The sequence below is a fragment of the Paenibacillus sp. FSL R5-0517 genome (genome assembly GCF_037974355.1).
Classification (GTDB): Bacteria; Bacillota; Bacilli; order Paenibacillales; family Paenibacillaceae; genus Paenibacillus.
In genome coordinates this window covers 2,113,154-2,129,683 of record NZ_CP150235.1, presented here as the reverse complement: position 1 = coordinate 2,129,683, position 16,530 = coordinate 2,113,154, and the positions used below count along the sequence as shown (strand labels likewise).

The 16,530-nt window shown below is 46.4% G+C and carries 8 protein-coding genes and 1 tRNA gene; 2 read left to right on the top strand and 7 right to left on the bottom strand.

What is annotated here, in order from left to right; all coding sequences use genetic code 11:
• Window positions 1-39: 39 nt before the first annotated feature.
• Window positions 40-8,082, bottom strand: a complete 8,043-nt coding sequence (locus MKX40_RS09550; protein ID WP_339241035.1) for an immunoglobulin-like domain-containing protein — start codon at window positions 8,080-8,082, stop codon at window positions 40-42.
• Window positions 8,083-8,531: 449 nt separating this feature from the next.
• Between MKX40_RS09550 and MKX40_RS09545 the strand changes: the two genes are divergently transcribed.
• A complete protein-coding gene (locus tag MKX40_RS09545) occupies window positions 8,532-12,158 on the top strand; it encodes an S-layer homology domain-containing protein (RefSeq protein ID WP_339241033.1) in 3,627 nt (1,208 codons plus the stop codon).
• A 230-nt stretch (window positions 12,159-12,388) separates the two neighbouring features.
• Here the strand turns inward: MKX40_RS09545 and MKX40_RS09540 are convergent.
• A tRNA-Ala gene (locus MKX40_RS09540) sits at window positions 12,389-12,461 on the bottom strand.
• Window positions 12,462-12,646: 185 nt separating this feature from the next.
• Window positions 12,647-13,114 carry a transcriptional regulator NrdR gene (gene nrdR / locus MKX40_RS09535; RefSeq protein ID WP_036609807.1) on the bottom strand — a complete coding sequence of 156 codons (468 nt, stop codon included), beginning with the start codon at window positions 13,112-13,114 and terminating at the stop codon, window positions 12,647-12,649.
• Window positions 13,115-13,230: 116 nt separating this feature from the next.
• On the opposite strand from nrdR, the gene MKX40_RS09530 reads away from it, so the two are divergent.
• Complete coding sequence (locus MKX40_RS09530; RefSeq protein ID WP_017689472.1) at window positions 13,231-13,452, top strand: alpha/beta-type small acid-soluble spore protein; 222 nt, start codon at window positions 13,231-13,233, stop codon at window positions 13,450-13,452.
• Between the two features lie 82 nt (window positions 13,453-13,534).
• On the opposite strand, the gene MKX40_RS09525 is transcribed toward MKX40_RS09530, so the two are convergent.
• From MKX40_RS09525 to mutM, 4 genes are all read right to left on the bottom strand, one after another.
• A complete protein-coding gene (locus tag MKX40_RS09525; RefSeq protein WP_315936545.1) occupies window positions 13,535-14,098 on the bottom strand; it encodes a lytic transglycosylase domain-containing protein in 564 nt (187 codons plus the stop codon).
• Window positions 14,095-14,691: a dephospho-CoA kinase gene (gene coaE, locus MKX40_RS09520; protein WP_339241031.1), complete on the bottom strand. Its 597-nt coding sequence runs from the start codon at window positions 14,689-14,691 to the stop codon at window positions 14,095-14,097. The genes MKX40_RS09525 and coaE overlap by 4 nt, the downstream gene beginning before the upstream one ends.
• 9 nt (window positions 14,692-14,700) lie before the next feature.
• Entirely contained in the window at window positions 14,701-15,519 is an 819-nt protein-coding gene (locus MKX40_RS09515) for an MntP/YtaF family protein (protein ID WP_339242985.1), read from the bottom strand.
• A 90-nt stretch (window positions 15,520-15,609) separates the two neighbouring features.
• Window positions 15,610-16,446 (bottom strand): DNA-formamidopyrimidine glycosylase, encoded by an 837-nt coding sequence (gene mutM, locus MKX40_RS09510; protein ID WP_339241028.1) that lies wholly within the window; start codon window positions 16,444-16,446, stop codon window positions 15,610-15,612.
• Between the last annotated feature and the right edge of the window lie 84 nt (window positions 16,447-16,530).

Sequence of the window (16,530 nt, the reverse complement as noted above, 5' to 3'; positions counted from 1 at the left end):
TTTTTAGCTTTGTTATTCCTTAATGCACGGAGCACGTGCCTACATCAAACCCAACACATTATAAATCATCACTGCTGCTTCTGCGCGGCTGGCGTTCTTCTTCGGTGCAAACTCATCGTTACCTACACCGTTGATTATGCCTGCTCCCTGTATTGCCTCTACCGCTTGCTTCGCGTAGTTTGCGATGTTTGCTTCATCCTTGAAAGCAGTAGCTTCACCACTTGCTAACGCTAGTTGCTTCATTTGGATCGCCTTGTATACCATAACCACCATATCTTCTCGCGTAATGTTCTCATGAACTCCAAATCTTCCATTTGGTTTTCCGTTCACAATCCCCAGCTTCTGCGCAGTTGCGATGTTTCCATGGTACCATTCTCCTGACTTCACATCACTAAAACTTGTCGTTGCGCTCTCATCCGATAACTCCAACATATTCATCAGCATGGTGATGAATTCTGCTCTTGTCACTTGACCCTTCGGATTAAACTCGCCGTCGCCTACACCCTTCACAATGCCTCTTGCTCCCAATGCTGAGATGGCATCCTTCGCCCAGTCTTGGGTCACATCCTTAAAGCTCGTTGCAACATACGCTACCGTATACTTGCTTAGATACGTTGGCTTGAACTCTACTTTTCCTGTCGCTGCATTGTATTTACCATTCGTCACCACTCTTAGCTCACCGTTGTCCTTCACATCGTATACGATGACATTGTTTGGATTTTCGGCAGCTTTTAGGGTGTATGGCAATGCAATCACGAGATCATCTCTGCCATCAAACGCTGTAAGCTTCTTACCATCAATCGTTAACTCGATATCATATACGACCTCACCAGTTAGCCCCGCTTGTGCACTAGCTGACAATTGATTAGCTGTTATTTTCTTAATCGACAATCCTAACGTTTTCCCCGCACTTGTTCCTGTTCCGAGCAGTTCGGTTGCCACGCTTACGACTGCAGAGCCTGTATTGATCTCGATGCGATCTACCGTAGAAGATCCACTTGTTAAGCGCGCATCTACTGCTAACTCAATCGTTAGCCCGTTCCAGCTTTGATCACCTTCAACTCGTATCTGTAGCTCACCGCTTGTCGTTTGATCAAGCGCACGCTTCACTGTATCCGCACTTAACTTCACGTTAAAAGCACCGTTCTCACTTGCGACTGGCTTAATGTTTATTTGGCCGTTGTCCATTACCACTGGCTCATTTCCACCTGTAGCTGGTGGTGCTGTAGGTGCAGGGATATTACCGCCACCATTTCCATCCCCACTGCTTGGTGCTTCTGGAGTCCCATCAACCAATGGTGTTACTGTTACTGTAGCGCTGGATGAAAACCCACCATCTTCTGTAGTTACTGTAATGTTTGCTGTTCCTGCTGCCACCGCTGTTACTCGCCCCGTCGCACTTACAGTGGCTACAGCTGGATTACTGGAGCGCCATGTTACTGCTTTTTTCGTTGCATTAGCTGGTAATACGGTAGCTGTCAATTGCCCTGATTTACCTTCTACGATGGACAACGTCGTTTGGTCCAGGCTAATTCCACTAACGGGTACGTTCTTCCCACTAAGTGCATCATACTCACGTTGTGTAATGGGAATTACCGTTCCGTGACGCGGACTCGCGGGTAAATTGTAGTTAGAAGATAATGTCCAGACACCTGATGCAAGATTGGTTGTCTCGAATGGAATATAACCTCTTCCACCAAACTCATCTACGAATAAATACCATTTTTCTTCTGTATTTGATTTGAAGATCGTTGGACCCTCAACCCATTTCATGTTACCCACACCTTGATTAATCATCTTGAAGGCTGGATCTAAGATCGAGTTACCAACCTCTTGGAAGACCATCTTGCCAAATGGAGCAGCAGCTCCGTTGTCCTGCTCATCCTTTGTAAAGCGATACACTTTTCCATCATGCTCAATCATCGTTGTGTCAATGATGGAATATCCATAATCCAAATATACTTGCGGTTCAGTAAACGTATAGAAATCTCTTGTCTTGCTATACATCATTTTTTGATATGCACTGCCTGTATGGGATGCATCGACAAACATTCTTGAAGCCCAGAATACGATGTATTCACCTGTAGTCTTGTCGTACATGATTTCTGGTGCCCAGGTATTACCTGCTTCTTCCGGTGCAACCTCTACCATGCGTTGATCTGTCCAGTTGACCAGATCATTCGATTCCCACACCATAATCGAACGACTGCCCCATGTCTGTGCTTTGCCCCAGTCACCATTGCCGTTAATTTTCAGATCGGTAGCGATCATATAGAACTTGTCACCTTCAGGTGAACGAATAATGAATGGATCTCGTACTCCCTTCTCCCCTAAGCTAGAGGTCAATACAGGTTTACCATTATTCAATTCTCGCCAGTTCAATGGATCATTACCGTTACTTAGTGCAAAGTGAACTTGCTCGCCTGTTGAGCTACCTTCTCCAGTGAAATATGCGAAGAAGTATCCCGCATATTTTTCATCAGCAGGCCGTTCCTTCACCTTCGCCATAAATTCCTTTGTAGCGGATGCTGCATTTAATGTAATCGTAGCTGTAAGCTTCACGTCTATATCTCCACTACCGTACGCCGGACGTTGTACTTCACCCGTCACTGAAATGACATTGGGCTGAACAGAAGCCCAAGTAATGGTTGTTCCATATAGTCCAGATTTCGGTAATGAGAGATGACCTCTAACATCACCAATGTTATGAACGACTAGCGCTGCTTTTGCTTCATCTACAGAAGCGGCATCGCTTGGCAATGCCTTAACCATCAACGTAAAGGTTTTGAGAGCTGTCTCTGTACCATCTGAAAATACTGCTGTTAACGTTATAACTTGATCACCCGTTGCGTTAGCTGGTCTGGTTACGGCACCTGTAGTTGAGATGACATTCCCCTTATCCGAAGTCCAGCTTATTGTTGTGCCATAAGCACCTGATGTTGGCAAAGTTACATTGCTTATAATCGCATCTTTGGATGTATTCGAGGCAAGAAGATCATGAATGGTTAATTTCTCTTTCGCAGCCGATACAAACATGCCCTTCATCGAAGCAATCTTCTGATCTGCACGAGCCTTCAGTGATGCAATATCTGCTGCTGTCATCGCACCATCATAGATTTGGAAGTCTGCAATCAACCCGCCGAAGTATGGATCAGCCGGATAAAATGACTTCCCAATGGTTCCACTACTGCCTGAGATATTTTTTATTTGTTCTAACGTCATACCATTCGTTGATCCTGATGCAACAGCAACACCATCAATATAAAGCGTTAGTGTACCATCTGTACCTGAAACAACAGTTGTAACGACTTTCCATTCATTATTCTTTAAGCCCGTGGTCGAAGTTGAAGACTCATTATTCCAGGCATTTGTCGCGATACCTAAGCGAGCCAGACCGTTAGCGTTATAACGTGGTGTGAAATACGTATAGTGCGTATTACTGTTTGGTCTTCCTAATGCATATAACCACTCCGCAGCATTTTTACCGCTCCAGTTCACAATGGACGAAACGGTGATATCCGTTAATCCATCGAGAACTCCTTGTGGCAGCTCTACATAGGAGTTAGTTGTGCCACCAGTAAAGCTTAGTACACCCGCATCTTGTGTACTAATCCATTCTGCTTTAGACGGATTCATCCATTTTCCGTTAAAGTTTCCTGTTTGGTCAACAACTGTCGCACCATCGATATCATTCATATCGTAGTGGAGAATGAGTTCTGCCCCAGATGGCTGCTCTACTGGAGGAGTAACGTCTTCATTAGCCAAAGTTGCAATCTCTTCAACGGATAATGCACGATTATAGATACGGAAATCATCCAATTTACCATCAAATAGACTATGAGAGCTGTTTCTCGATTTACCAATATAATTCATCGTTGTTTCCAGTAACATTCTCGGCTCCACGTTAAATGTCGAGCTGCGTTTAACCTCTTGACCATTCACGTACAATACGGCATCAAATTCATCCATTGTAATGGCAACATGCTGCCAAGTCTTCGTTGGTAAAAGTCCAGCATTTCTCACTGCATATTTATAATCTGATCCTAGTTTCGTGCTGTCATTGCTAAATTTCTCTGTAAAAGGGGTTACGACAGCGAACTCCAGACTACCTGTATCCCCTTGTGTACTCAAGTACATGGTGTTGCGGTTAACCTGTCTGCCTGTTTCGGAAGCAAAATCAAATATTCTTTGATTGGCTTGATTTTTATCCATTTGAACCCATGTAGAGAACGTAGCCTTCTCCAGATTCAAGGATTGAATCAAGTGATCTAGCAGCTTCACATATCCTGTTGATCCATTAAGCTCTAGTGCACCACCACTTTTACCGATCCGATCCTCTTCATTAATCGTTGCTCCACCTACGAGTGTTGCGTGATAGCCATTACCAGAAATGTCATTCAACGTTGTACCATTCACTGTATCTGCATCGAATGAGTAATGTACAACCGGATCTGTTGATGGCGCTGGACCTTTCCATGCATACTTCTCTTGCAAAGCATTATACTCTGCACGTGAGATTGGAATTACCGTCCCGTGTCGTGGTCCTGGCGGAAGTGCATATTGATCACTACTTAACACATTGTTTATATATTGCGTGCTACTGTCCAAGTCTGTTGTATATCGTACATGATATGGCCATGAATCAAGGAACAGATACCATTTGTCTTTATGAATATCTTTAAAAATCGTTTGTCCTTCGTTATTGCCATTTTTTCCGATCAAGCCAAGTTTGTTATCACGTGTACCCGGAACTGCGTCGTATTGAAGGCCATTTGCTGCAATACCGTCTTTGTCATAATAGAACGTTGGGGCCTTCTCCACATACACTTTCGTATTTACTTCTGATTTGGTGAATCGGTACAACATATTATTCTGCTCAATAAACGTCGTATCAATGGTCGGAAGTGACTCATCAATCATGACCTTGGGCTCAGAAAAGGTGTAGAAATCTCGTGTTGTCGCGTAGTACATCACATTGTACTGACCTTCAGGTCTTCCGTTATAATCACCATATGTCTCTGTGTTTTTCATCGATGATGCCCAGAATACAATATAATCTCCAGTTACCGGATCATAGATCGCTTCTGGCGCCCACGTATTTCCTCCTGTCTTAGGCGCCACCTTGATCATTCGCTGCTCACTCCAGTTCACGAGATCCTCTGACTCCCAAACCATCATGTAATGACTGCCTGTCATTTGAGCTTGATCAAAATTTGTACTTTCACCCATTTTCAAATCGGTTGCCAGCATATAGAACTTATCGCCTTCTGCTGACCGAATAACGAATGGATCACGAAGTCCCTTTTCCCCCATATTCGATTGCAGGATCGACTTTCCATTATTCAGTGCTTTCCAGAACAATGGATCTTCCGCTGTAGCGAAGGAGATCTCTTCACCGCCCTCATATTCACCTGTAAAGTATGCAAAGAAGTACGCATCAGGCTGTACTGGTGCAGCTGCTTTTCTAATCGTAACGTTAAACGTTAGCTCTTTCGAAGCTGTACCATTCGTAATCGTAGCGATTAGCGTAACGGGTATATCCGTAGTTTGACGGCTCACCCAGCCTAATTGTGTAGCGTTACCAGCCGCTTCAGCCGTTCCTTTAACGACCGCCGGCCTGCTGGATGTCCATGTAATGGTGGAGCCTTGTTCACCTGTAGTGACAAGACGTAAGTTCCCTTTAACATTGTCCGCGTTGTAGATCTCTAATTGTTCAGCGTCCAGATCAACCTTCTGCTGATCATCGAATTGCTTCAAGATCGTAACCGGGAATACAGCCGCTCTAGATACGCCTTGATACGTTAAAGTAGCGGTAAGCTCTGCTTGAACATTACCTGCTTCAACAGCAGGACGTTGTACAGTACCACTGTTAGAAATGACCGTAGGATGACTGGAACTCCACGTGATGTTTACGCCGTTTTTACCACTCGTCGGTAAGGTAAGGTCTTTCGTTATCTGCTCAGCACTCTGATCTGCCCCGTCTAAGTAATGACCGATGTCAAGTTGATTCGCTGCATCATCAACAGTAAGCTGACGTATTTTGGAGATGTGAGTTGCTGCTTCTTGTTGATATAACTCGCCCATTTCCTGCTCTGTCAACGCACGATCATATACTTGGAAATCAGCCACGCTACCTTGAAGGTATGGATCGTTCGCGAAGATGGACTTACCGATAAAGCCAGAAAACGTAGCATCCGGATTAATAATGTCTGACAACTTTAGTCCCTTCGTATTACCTGAAGCAACCTTAACTCCATCAACGAATAATGTGATCTTGTTGCTAGCTTCAGAGAAGGACACCGTTACATGCTTCCACTGTCCACCGATCAGGTTCGAGTTTGCGCCACCTGTAACTAAGGCTTCGTTCGGCCAGCCATTTTTGGAGATACCTGTAGCAATCATATTGCCTGATCCACTACCGTGACGCGGGGTTACGAAAAAATATTTGTTCGTTTCTGGCGTTAACACTGTACCCAAACCGAAAATCCAGCGATTCGTACCGTCATTCGTCCAGTTTACGATGGAAGATACGGTAATCTCATTCAGACCTTGTAATAGATCCTGTCGATTGGAGCCCTTGGGAATCTCAACATATCCACTGTTCGATGTAGAGCTTCCACCATTGAAAGAAATAAAGCCAACTTCACTATTTGAAATGAACTGTCCATTGTTTGGATTTTTAAATATTCCATCAAATGTAACTGCCTTGTTGGCAACATCCTTTAATACAAGTTGACCGTCTACTTCTTCGGTCATTTTCATGTTGTAATGAAGAATAAGATCATCTTTGAGTGATTTTCCCTTAACGGTAACGGCTGATGTAGCTGTAAACTCTCCATCTTCAGTCTGTACCGTAATTGTGGCATTACCCTCACTAACCGCTGTAACATTACCCGTTGAATTGACAAGCGCTACACTGGAGTCACTAGATGTCCAGACGACTCTTTTATTGGTTGCATTTGAAGGTGAGATTGTAGCCACTAATGTCTCGCTGTCCCCTATGGATAAACGAAGTGCAGCTTCATTAAGCGAAACCTCCTTAACGGCAATCTGCTCCACAGTAGCACCTTTAGGTAGTAAGGTAACCACGAACTCCTTCGTTGCCTGGCTTCCACCTAAAGAAATGGTTGCAGTTAACGTCACTTGTTGCTCCATTTCTCGTAAGGTCACTTCCCCAGTTGTACTAACCGCACTCTCATCACTGGAAGTCCACGATATCCATGCGCCATACTCATTGGTAGAAGGAAGTTCAAGAGATTCTGTCACGGCAGATATATCACCTAACGTTAGCTCTATTTTTCCTTGTTGTACTTGCTTTTCATTAAATGATTGTTCATATACTGCCGCGATATCTTCATTATTTAGTGCCTCTCCGTAAATTCTCAAATCTTGAAAGCTGCCCGCAAAAGTAGCATCCCCTGAATAATTGGAGCGACCGATGTATGCTTGCAAATCCGTACCAAAGCTGGCTGTTGTTTTCTCTTTGGCGGCCGTGCCTATACTTACACCGTTAATGTAACCTGTAATAGAGCGTTCTGTGATGACCGTCGTATAGTGAACCCATTGACCTTGATATTGTGAGGTAGAAGCGCCTGATACTCCAATCTCAGTTGTCCAAGGCTGGTCCACATTATTGCGATCCGTAAATACGGACTTGAAATCACCACTTGGGTTCGATGGATTAAACAGCCAATAGTTCGTTGGTAATTTATTTTCAGCTGCTGGCGTACCGTAGAATAATGCGGAGTAGTTCCCGCTCCCCGTGTTATTTTTGATCCATACAGAAATCGTTGTATTTTCTTGATGATCAAACAATCCAGTAGGAAGCTGCACGTAGTTCGTAGTACTATCTGTTCCTCCAGGTAAAGTAAGACCATCGACATACGTAATGTTGCCAACAGCCGTTCCATGTTTGCCATTACCGGATGTATCCTGTACATCCTCAAGCAGTGGATAATGTGCCAACATCGATGGTGTTACGGGGTCCGCTGAAGCTTGATTGTTAAATGGCAGAACAAAACTCAAACAGTTATTGAAGGTCAAAAGTAAAACTAACGTTATGATTGAAATCCGCTTTCGCATAGCATTCTTCCCCTCGTTTAATATTTAAAAGCACACAATCCTTATTTCACCTTTAAAAGAAGACCACCTCGCTCAAGGAGTTAAAAAAACACCCTGATATGAATGCGCTTACATTTCTCCTCATATTACGTCTTCCACCCTTCCAATTCAATGTAGTTTCTTGTTCATAAGGTGGATTTTTTTATTGCAATTTGAAATGAATGCAAACTGCGACACCTTTCATATGAAGCAATCTACATGTACAGATGCGTACAAGATTATCAAAGCAATAAAACGGCATCTCTGCCGTTCTGGATGTATACGTATGGTTTATCTGTAAATTAAAGGATTTAACTCCTGATAGACTTAATATATATAGTTGGACGCTTGTCATATTGACAACGTGTCCGAATAAGATGTCGGTAAGCCGTGGGCGAACCGGATCAAAAAAATAAGGAGGATTTTCATTTATGCCAAAACGATTTAGCAGAATGCTCGCATTCCTCTGTTGCTTGGTCATGGTAGCGTCGCTAATGCCTACCAGCTATGCTGCCGCCACTGACAACATCGAGAACGCAGAAGCGAATGAAACACCCACCGCCATTTTTGGAACTCCCGAACTCGGGGCAAACGACCCACTTTGGGGCCAAACCATGGAGCATCACATCAACAAAAGCACGGTACCCACCGATCCCAGACCCCATGCCATGGGTACAGCCAGAATCCTTTGGGATCATGACTACCTGTATGCCCGCATCGATGTGAATGACAGTAATCTATATCAGGGAGCTGGCGCAGATCACCGGTATGACAGCCTGGAGTTTTATGTGGGTACCGGAAGCGGCGGCTCAAATCAATGGCGGGTCAGCTCGACGGGTGTGTTTTCAGGGCAGGCCGCTCCAGGCAGAGCTGCATGGACCCAGATCACGGAAACCGGATACATCGTGGAAATGAGAATACCCAAAAGAAATTTGACCTTTGAGGAGGGACAGCTTACCTTTGAGGTCTATATTAATAACTCGACAGAAAACGGCGGTGACCGCTATGAAGTCGTTTCCTCTTTTGGAGTTCCAGACGCAGCTTACACCAGCTCTGATTCATTTACAGGCAGCCTGCAGCTCATCCCAGCCAATGAAATAGACACCAGATTATCAATTACCGCCACTGCGGGACCAGGCGGCTCAATCACATCGAACCCACCCGGCGATGTCCTGAGAGTAGATCGGGGCTCTAACAAAGAAATTACGTTTACCCCCGATTACGGCAAAATTGTGGATACCGTAACGGTAGATGGCGAGACTGTGACTCTACCTGCTAGTACTTATACCTTTACAAATATTGAGGCTGATCATGCCATTCATGTGACCTTCAGAAACGATCCGGACGCGGGGATACTTCCTTTTATCGTATGGAATGACAACTTCGCCAGTGGCGAGTACACAACGGCTGTTATCATTGATTTAGGCGAGGGGAAGTCGGCATTAGGCTCCGCGCTTAATCCAGACTTGTTTGCCTTATCGGCTAGGAACACGACCCTGAACGGCGAAGCAGTGACCTTTGAAGGACCACGCAAAATCACAAGGGTATACGCTAATGACGAGCCAAAAGTACGCGGCTATGTCGGGCCGATTAGCCATTCACCAGATTATCAGGACGGACTGGCGAGCGGTCGTTACATCGTTGTTGAGTCTGAGTTTTATTCAGAGAGCGGCGGGAGTACAACGCTGGATGGTAGCAGCAACTCGACTAGGCAGGTCTACACCCTTGTTCAAAAGGGCGAAATCGTACTGACAGAAGGGAATTCGCTTCACAATGTGGTTTTTGAACAGGAAAAAGTGGTGAATCCAATCCTTGATAAATTTACAACATTCACGGACAATTCGGTCAATCGTTCGCTCTACCTTCACAAGGATGACGGAGGTAACGTGATGAAAGGATTGCCGCTCTATGTATATACCCACGGCATGTCACGCGGCGGCACAAACGCTGCGACAGACCAAAAAGCAGCCATGAAATCCGCCAACGGCTCCGTCGCTTTAATGAAAAAGATGGAGCAAAATCCCGATAAGTACGCCAGCCATGTACTGAATCTTTCCTATAATGGCGTATCTGTTCCCTCAACAGAAAATGTTAAGAAGGTCATAGACGCCCTGATTGCCAGCGGTGAAGTAGATCCTAACCGTATTTACGCAGCAGGCTTCTCATGGGGCGGCCAGTATACGAACAACTTAGTTAACAGCTACCCTGGCTTCTTCGCTGCCGCCGCACCTATGGCCCCGGTAAGCGGTTCACCGAACGCTAAGGACAATGACGCTCACAACAACCTGGCCTATTGGATGTTTTTAAATGCTCATAATGTTGGTGGTTACCAGACGAACCTCAATAACTTCATCAATAACAATATGCCAAAAATGGTCAACGCGAGGGCTTCGCGCTTTGAGAGTAATGAGGCTCTCACGTGGCCCTACAATCAATTTGATCAGCCGAATCTGAGGCCGAATCCGGCCAACACACCTGTTCTGGCTGATTATATAGCGCATGAAGTTGAAGCGGCGGTGCTTTATAACCAGATCACTATGGGAACTTGGAGTATAGCACCTACGGCGCAGTCCTCTAACTTGCCGGCTTGGAACAACGATTACACAGATGTCTTTGATTGGATGTTCGCACAGAGAAAACCGTCCGTGCCTGATGCACCGAGTGGCTTCAAAGCGACAGCGGGTGACGGACAGGTCACATTGAGCTGGAATGCTCCTGCTGACGATGGTGGCAGCGCGATATTGGGCTACAAGGTATGGTATGGAAATGTAACACCGGTTGCATTGGAAGCGGCGGAGACCAAATATACCTTCAACAATCTGACAAACGGCCAAGGCTACAACTTCACCATCATCGCGATGAACGCGAAGGGAGACGGCGCGGAGATCAGTGCTACGGCGACACCGATGAAGACGACGACTCCCACTGTACCTGATTCTGGCGGCAATACGGGCAACACCGGTAATACAAGCAACGTTGATAATTCAAGCAACACCGACAATACAGGCATCGGGACAGACCCTGGAACCGGAACCTCGAAGTCGACCTACACAGTGAATACACCGAAGGATAAGCCCGCAATCACAGACAAAAACGGCAACACCACCCTGCCAGGCGGCGGCGAGATAACGACCAAAGGCGGGACGAAGATTAAGGTACCCGAAGGCACATCGATAGACGCAAACGGTGAGGTAACCATTCCGAAAGACAAAAGCGCCGAAGTGACACTACCTGGAGGCATCAGCACAGTGATCATTTCGGGTGGCTCAACGATCGCGAGCGACGGTACAGTCATAGTAGGCGGTAAAGACGCGCATGTGAACCTGTCAAACGGCAACCAGGTGCATCTCCACGGTGGATCGAAGATACGGAGCAGCGGAGCGGTTGTGGTAGGACCGGACGGAGCAAGAGTCGGTTTAAACAACGGCATGTCGCTGAACATCCGTGAGGGTACGGAGCTGGTGTTCGATGATGCCACCCCACTGGGCTTCCTCGTGATATCGGGCAACCCTTTCAGGGATGCCAACATGGGAGACTGGTTCTACAACGATATAAATTTCGCCTACACATACGATCTTTTCAACGGCACGACGTCCACAATGTTCTCACCGGGCAGCGCAATGACGCGTGCAATGTTCGTGCAGGTACTCGCCAATCTTGAGAACGTAAACCTCTCCAGCTACACGAGTTCCCGCTTTAATGACGTGACGGACGGACAATGGTACACCGCGGCAGCCGAGTGGGCGGCCGAAAAAGGCATAGTCAACGGTACAAACGCAGACCTGTTTGACCCCAATTCGCCGTTAACGCGCGAGCAGCTGCTAGTGATACTTTACAACTACATGAACTACAAGGGCTATGAGATACCTGAAAGCTACTCTAAACCCTTCACGGATCAGAGTGAGATCAGCTCCTGGGCGTTGGAGGCCGTTCAAGCGCTACAAGGCAACGGCATTGTATTAGGCAAACCGGGCAACTTTTTTGCTCCCAAAGCCACCGCCTCCCGCGCCGAAGTAGCCACGATCTTTGTAAGGTTCGTCGAATATCCGGCTAAGTGAAAGCGTATACAGGATTAAGGAGACCCCTCCCGGTTGGACAATATCCAGCCGGAGGGGTCTCTTGTTTTCAAACTGCATTTTTTTGACAACTCCCCGGTCAGGACTTTAAACCCTCGATTTTTGGTATCTAGAATATACGTCCCCAAGTCCTTCTACTTCATTAATCATGTTCTGATTTATTTCACCACATAAAAAACGCCATCACACTAATGTGATGGCGTTCTTCGTTATGGAGCCTAGGGGGATCGAACCCCTGACCTCATCGCTGCCAGCGATGCGCTCTCCCAGCTGAGCTAAGGCCCCAGGATATGAAATAGATAACTTGTCCAACACTGCTAACGTTCCACAGGCGACTCCTATATCATATAAAATCCAGCTTTCGCTGTCAATCAATTTTTCAAGATCCAAAGTGATTGGAGAAGAACAACCGATTTCACTGGTACACATGGACTGGAACTCCAGACTGCTCTTCTCCCTTTCCCACTTCACTAATCCTCCAGATCGTCTTTGGACAACAGGGATTTCAGTTCTTTCATGAACATATTGATATCTTTGAACTGACGATATACCGACGCGAAACGGACATACGCCACTTCATCGACTGGAAACAACTGTTCCATCAATAGCTCACCAATCTGACGACTCTCCACTTCAGCATCAGCTGTATTACGCAGGGATTTCTCGACTTCAGATACCATCATCTCCAACGTCTCAACGGAGACTGGACGTTTCTCACAGGCACGAATAAGCCCGCGAAGAATCTTGTCCCGGCTAAACTCTTCCCGGCTGCCATCTTTCTTGATAACAATCAATGGAGTTTCTTCAATCATCTCAAACGTTGTGAATCTTCGGGCACACTGCTCACACTCCCGGCGACGGCGAATGGATTTCGCTTCGTTGGCCGGACGCGAATCAAGCACTTTGGTACCCATATAACCGCAATAAGGACACTTCAAATCAGATCACTTCCCACGTTTTACTTTTTACCACATATTCCCTGTCTTGATTTTGTAATGAAAAATGCATTGCCGAGACATAATACTTTTACCAACTCACGAGGAGGTGAACAGCAATGGCACAAAGCAACGGTAACTCCAACAACCTGGTGGTAACTAAAGCTTCCGCAGCACTCGAGCAAATGAAATATGAAGTTGCTCAAGAACTCGGAATCAGCATCCCACAAGACGGATACCAAGGTAACATGACTTCTTACGAGAACGGTTCGATCGGTGGATACATCACGAAGCGTCTGGTAACAATTGCAGAACAGCAATTGGCAGGTCAATACCAATAATATCTGCATCGTAATACGCTACACAGAGGAGCATGGAGCGGCCGGTGAACAACCGGCCTGCTCTGTGCTTCTACTTATATACTTAGAACGTATTATAGATCTTTACATACTGATTATAATAATAAATGACCCTTTGTACATAGTGACGCGTCTCACCAAATGGAATATCCTTTACCGTATCGAATGAACCATCCCATACACCATCTCTGAGCCAACTATTCACTTTGCCTGGACCCGCATTATAAGCAGCGATCATAACCGCTTCATTGCCACCAAATTGATCGGACAGATTGCGCAGATACCATGTGCCTAACTGAATATTTCGTTCAGGCTCGTGCTTCAATTCCTCCAGTGAAGTGTCGGGAATTTTGGCTTGTTCCAATATCCAGTTGGCCGTGTCCGGCATCAGCTGCATGAGTCCAATGGCACCTCGTTTGGATTCCTTGCTTGTCTTGAAATTGGTCTCCACTTTGATAATGGAAGCAATCAGAAACGGATCAACCTCATAGCTCTGAGATTGGGCACGAATCTCTTCCTTATAATGAATCGGATAGAACCATGCCATCCAGTTTGTATTCAGAAATAGCACCAATACAAAGGACACAAACATCAACAGCAGTACTCGTTTCTTGCGCAATATTCTCATAACAAACCCTTACGCTGTAGATATGAGTCAATTTGCTGCTCCGTCTCAGTCCATAAACCGCTGTTATCGATGACAGTGTCAGCCAACTGCTTTTTGCGCTCAATATCCATCTGTACATCCATCCGTGCCTCAGCCTGCGCTGCAGTCATTCCATCCCGACTCATCAAGCGATCTCGTTGAACCGCTCTCGGTACATAGACAACCATGACTTCCTCAAAACCGTCTTCCAGACCCGATTCGTAGAGCAATGGAATATCAGATACCACAAGTTTATCCGGATGTTGCAACGCATATGCAGCAGCCCGTTCACGCATCTCTTTACGGATCGCCGGATGTGTGATAGCCTCCAATGCCTTTCGTTCCTCTGGTTGTTGGAAAACAATACTTCCAAGCTTTTTCCGATCCAGTGTTCCATCTTCGTTCAGTATGGCTTGTCCAAACCGCTTAACAGCGGTGGCCAACACGGGATGCCCGGGCATCATAACTTCCCGGGCAATAACGTCTGCATCGATGAGCAACGCTCCCTTACTGGCGAGATAGGCGGAAACACTGCTTTTGCCTGTCGCGATCCCGCCGGTTAAGCCTATATTCATCGTTTCACCTCATAACAGCTTCATTATTCCCATAATCATTAACAATAGTGCCGGCAATACAGAGAGTCTTCGCATCCAGCGCAGGGCTGAGAATCGTAGTCCAACCTTCATGCCGAGTGACAGAAACGCCCCACTAAACAGGGCAATAATGAGTGCCGTCCAGAGCGTGGGGAATCCCAAAAGAGCCGCTCCCAGGCCTGCTCCAAACGCATCCAGAGACAGGGCAATCCCCAGCCACATCGCTTCCTGAGCAGATATACTTCCCGAGTTATCCATATCCGCCTTGGAAGGGCTGCGAAGGATCTGAATGACGACCCCCAGCTTACGGAGCTCCAGTGTAAATACCATTCGTTCGAGAGAACCACCCGAAGCCGATTGCTCCAGATCCAGTGCAAGCACCTGATTCCTGCCTTTGGAATCCGGCAGCGTCACTTGTACGTTTCCCATCGCATTAACGTTTGTTTCTTCTGTTCCCTCATCCGTTCCGTTGCCTGTTTCCAGCTGTTCTTTTCCTTGCTTTCGAATAAGTTGCAACAGTGACCATGCACCAATACCTATCAATATAACGGCGCCCACAATGGAAGCGATATCCGGTGACACGACATGGGACAACAGCACACCAACTTGCATCGACAAGGCAATAACCAATCCCGAACAGATCGAAATAACAGCGATAGATAACAGGGGAATCTTCGTCCTCCGTAACCCATATGTAATCCCGACTCCAAAACCATCTAAACTAAGCGCCAAAGCAAGCGCCAGCAATGAAATAAAATGATGCAGCACCCCGGACTCCTCCTCTGTGCGGTACTCGTGCCAACTGAAGATGCCAGTATGGGTATACGCCCGCTTATTTCTGCCATATCAGTATATGGAGGGAGGAATCCAAGGGTGCTATGATTTCATCATTTCGTTCATTCAGTTCAAGTTCAGTGGCTGACAGCTCGGACAAAAATGCGTACCACGGCCACCAACCACCGTTTTTTCAATTAACGTACCACATGTTGCACAAGGCTCCGATTTGCGTCCATAGATTTTCAGTTGATGCTGGAACATGCCCATCTCACCCTGTCCGTTCACATAGGATTTGATGGATGAACCCCCTGCATTCACTGCATCTTGCAACGTAGCCACAATCGCTTCATGAAGCACCGTTAACTGCGCCTCGGTCAGAGTTTTGGCGATGGTCTCAGGATGGATGCCGGCGCGAAATAGAGCCTCGTCCACATAAATATTCCCGATACCCACCACATATGCCTGATTTAACAACACAGCTTTAATTTTGGTTGTTCGCTTGCCCACCGCCTCACGGAATGCGGTTACCGTAAAGGCCGGATCAAGCGGCTCCAATCCCAGCTTCAGCAAAGGTTTCGATATCAGTTCCTCACCTGCATTAAACAGATGCATCGTACCGAACTGGCGTACATCCTTATAACGCAATTCCGTACCATCATTAAAATGGAAGATTACATGTGTATGCTTCTCCACATCTTCATGCTGCTCGTACACGCCGTACCTTCCTTCCATCCGCAGATGGGAGACGAGCACCAGCCCGTCCAGCAAAATACGCAAAAACTTGCCGCGTCTCTCCACGCCAATTACGGTATGTCCCGCGAGTTCCATTGCAAATGCATCTATGTCGTCCGGCCGCTGAATAATCCGCGGCAAGCTAACGGTCACATGATCAATCGTTTTGCCCACAATAAGTTGATTCAATGTTCTTCTGACTGTTTCGACTTCCGGTAATTCCGGCATGATGTTCTCACCTCCCCTATATTATAACGGAAGATGGCGCTCAGCGGGACCCTTTTCTTATATCTCTAACATGGAAGGCCCGAT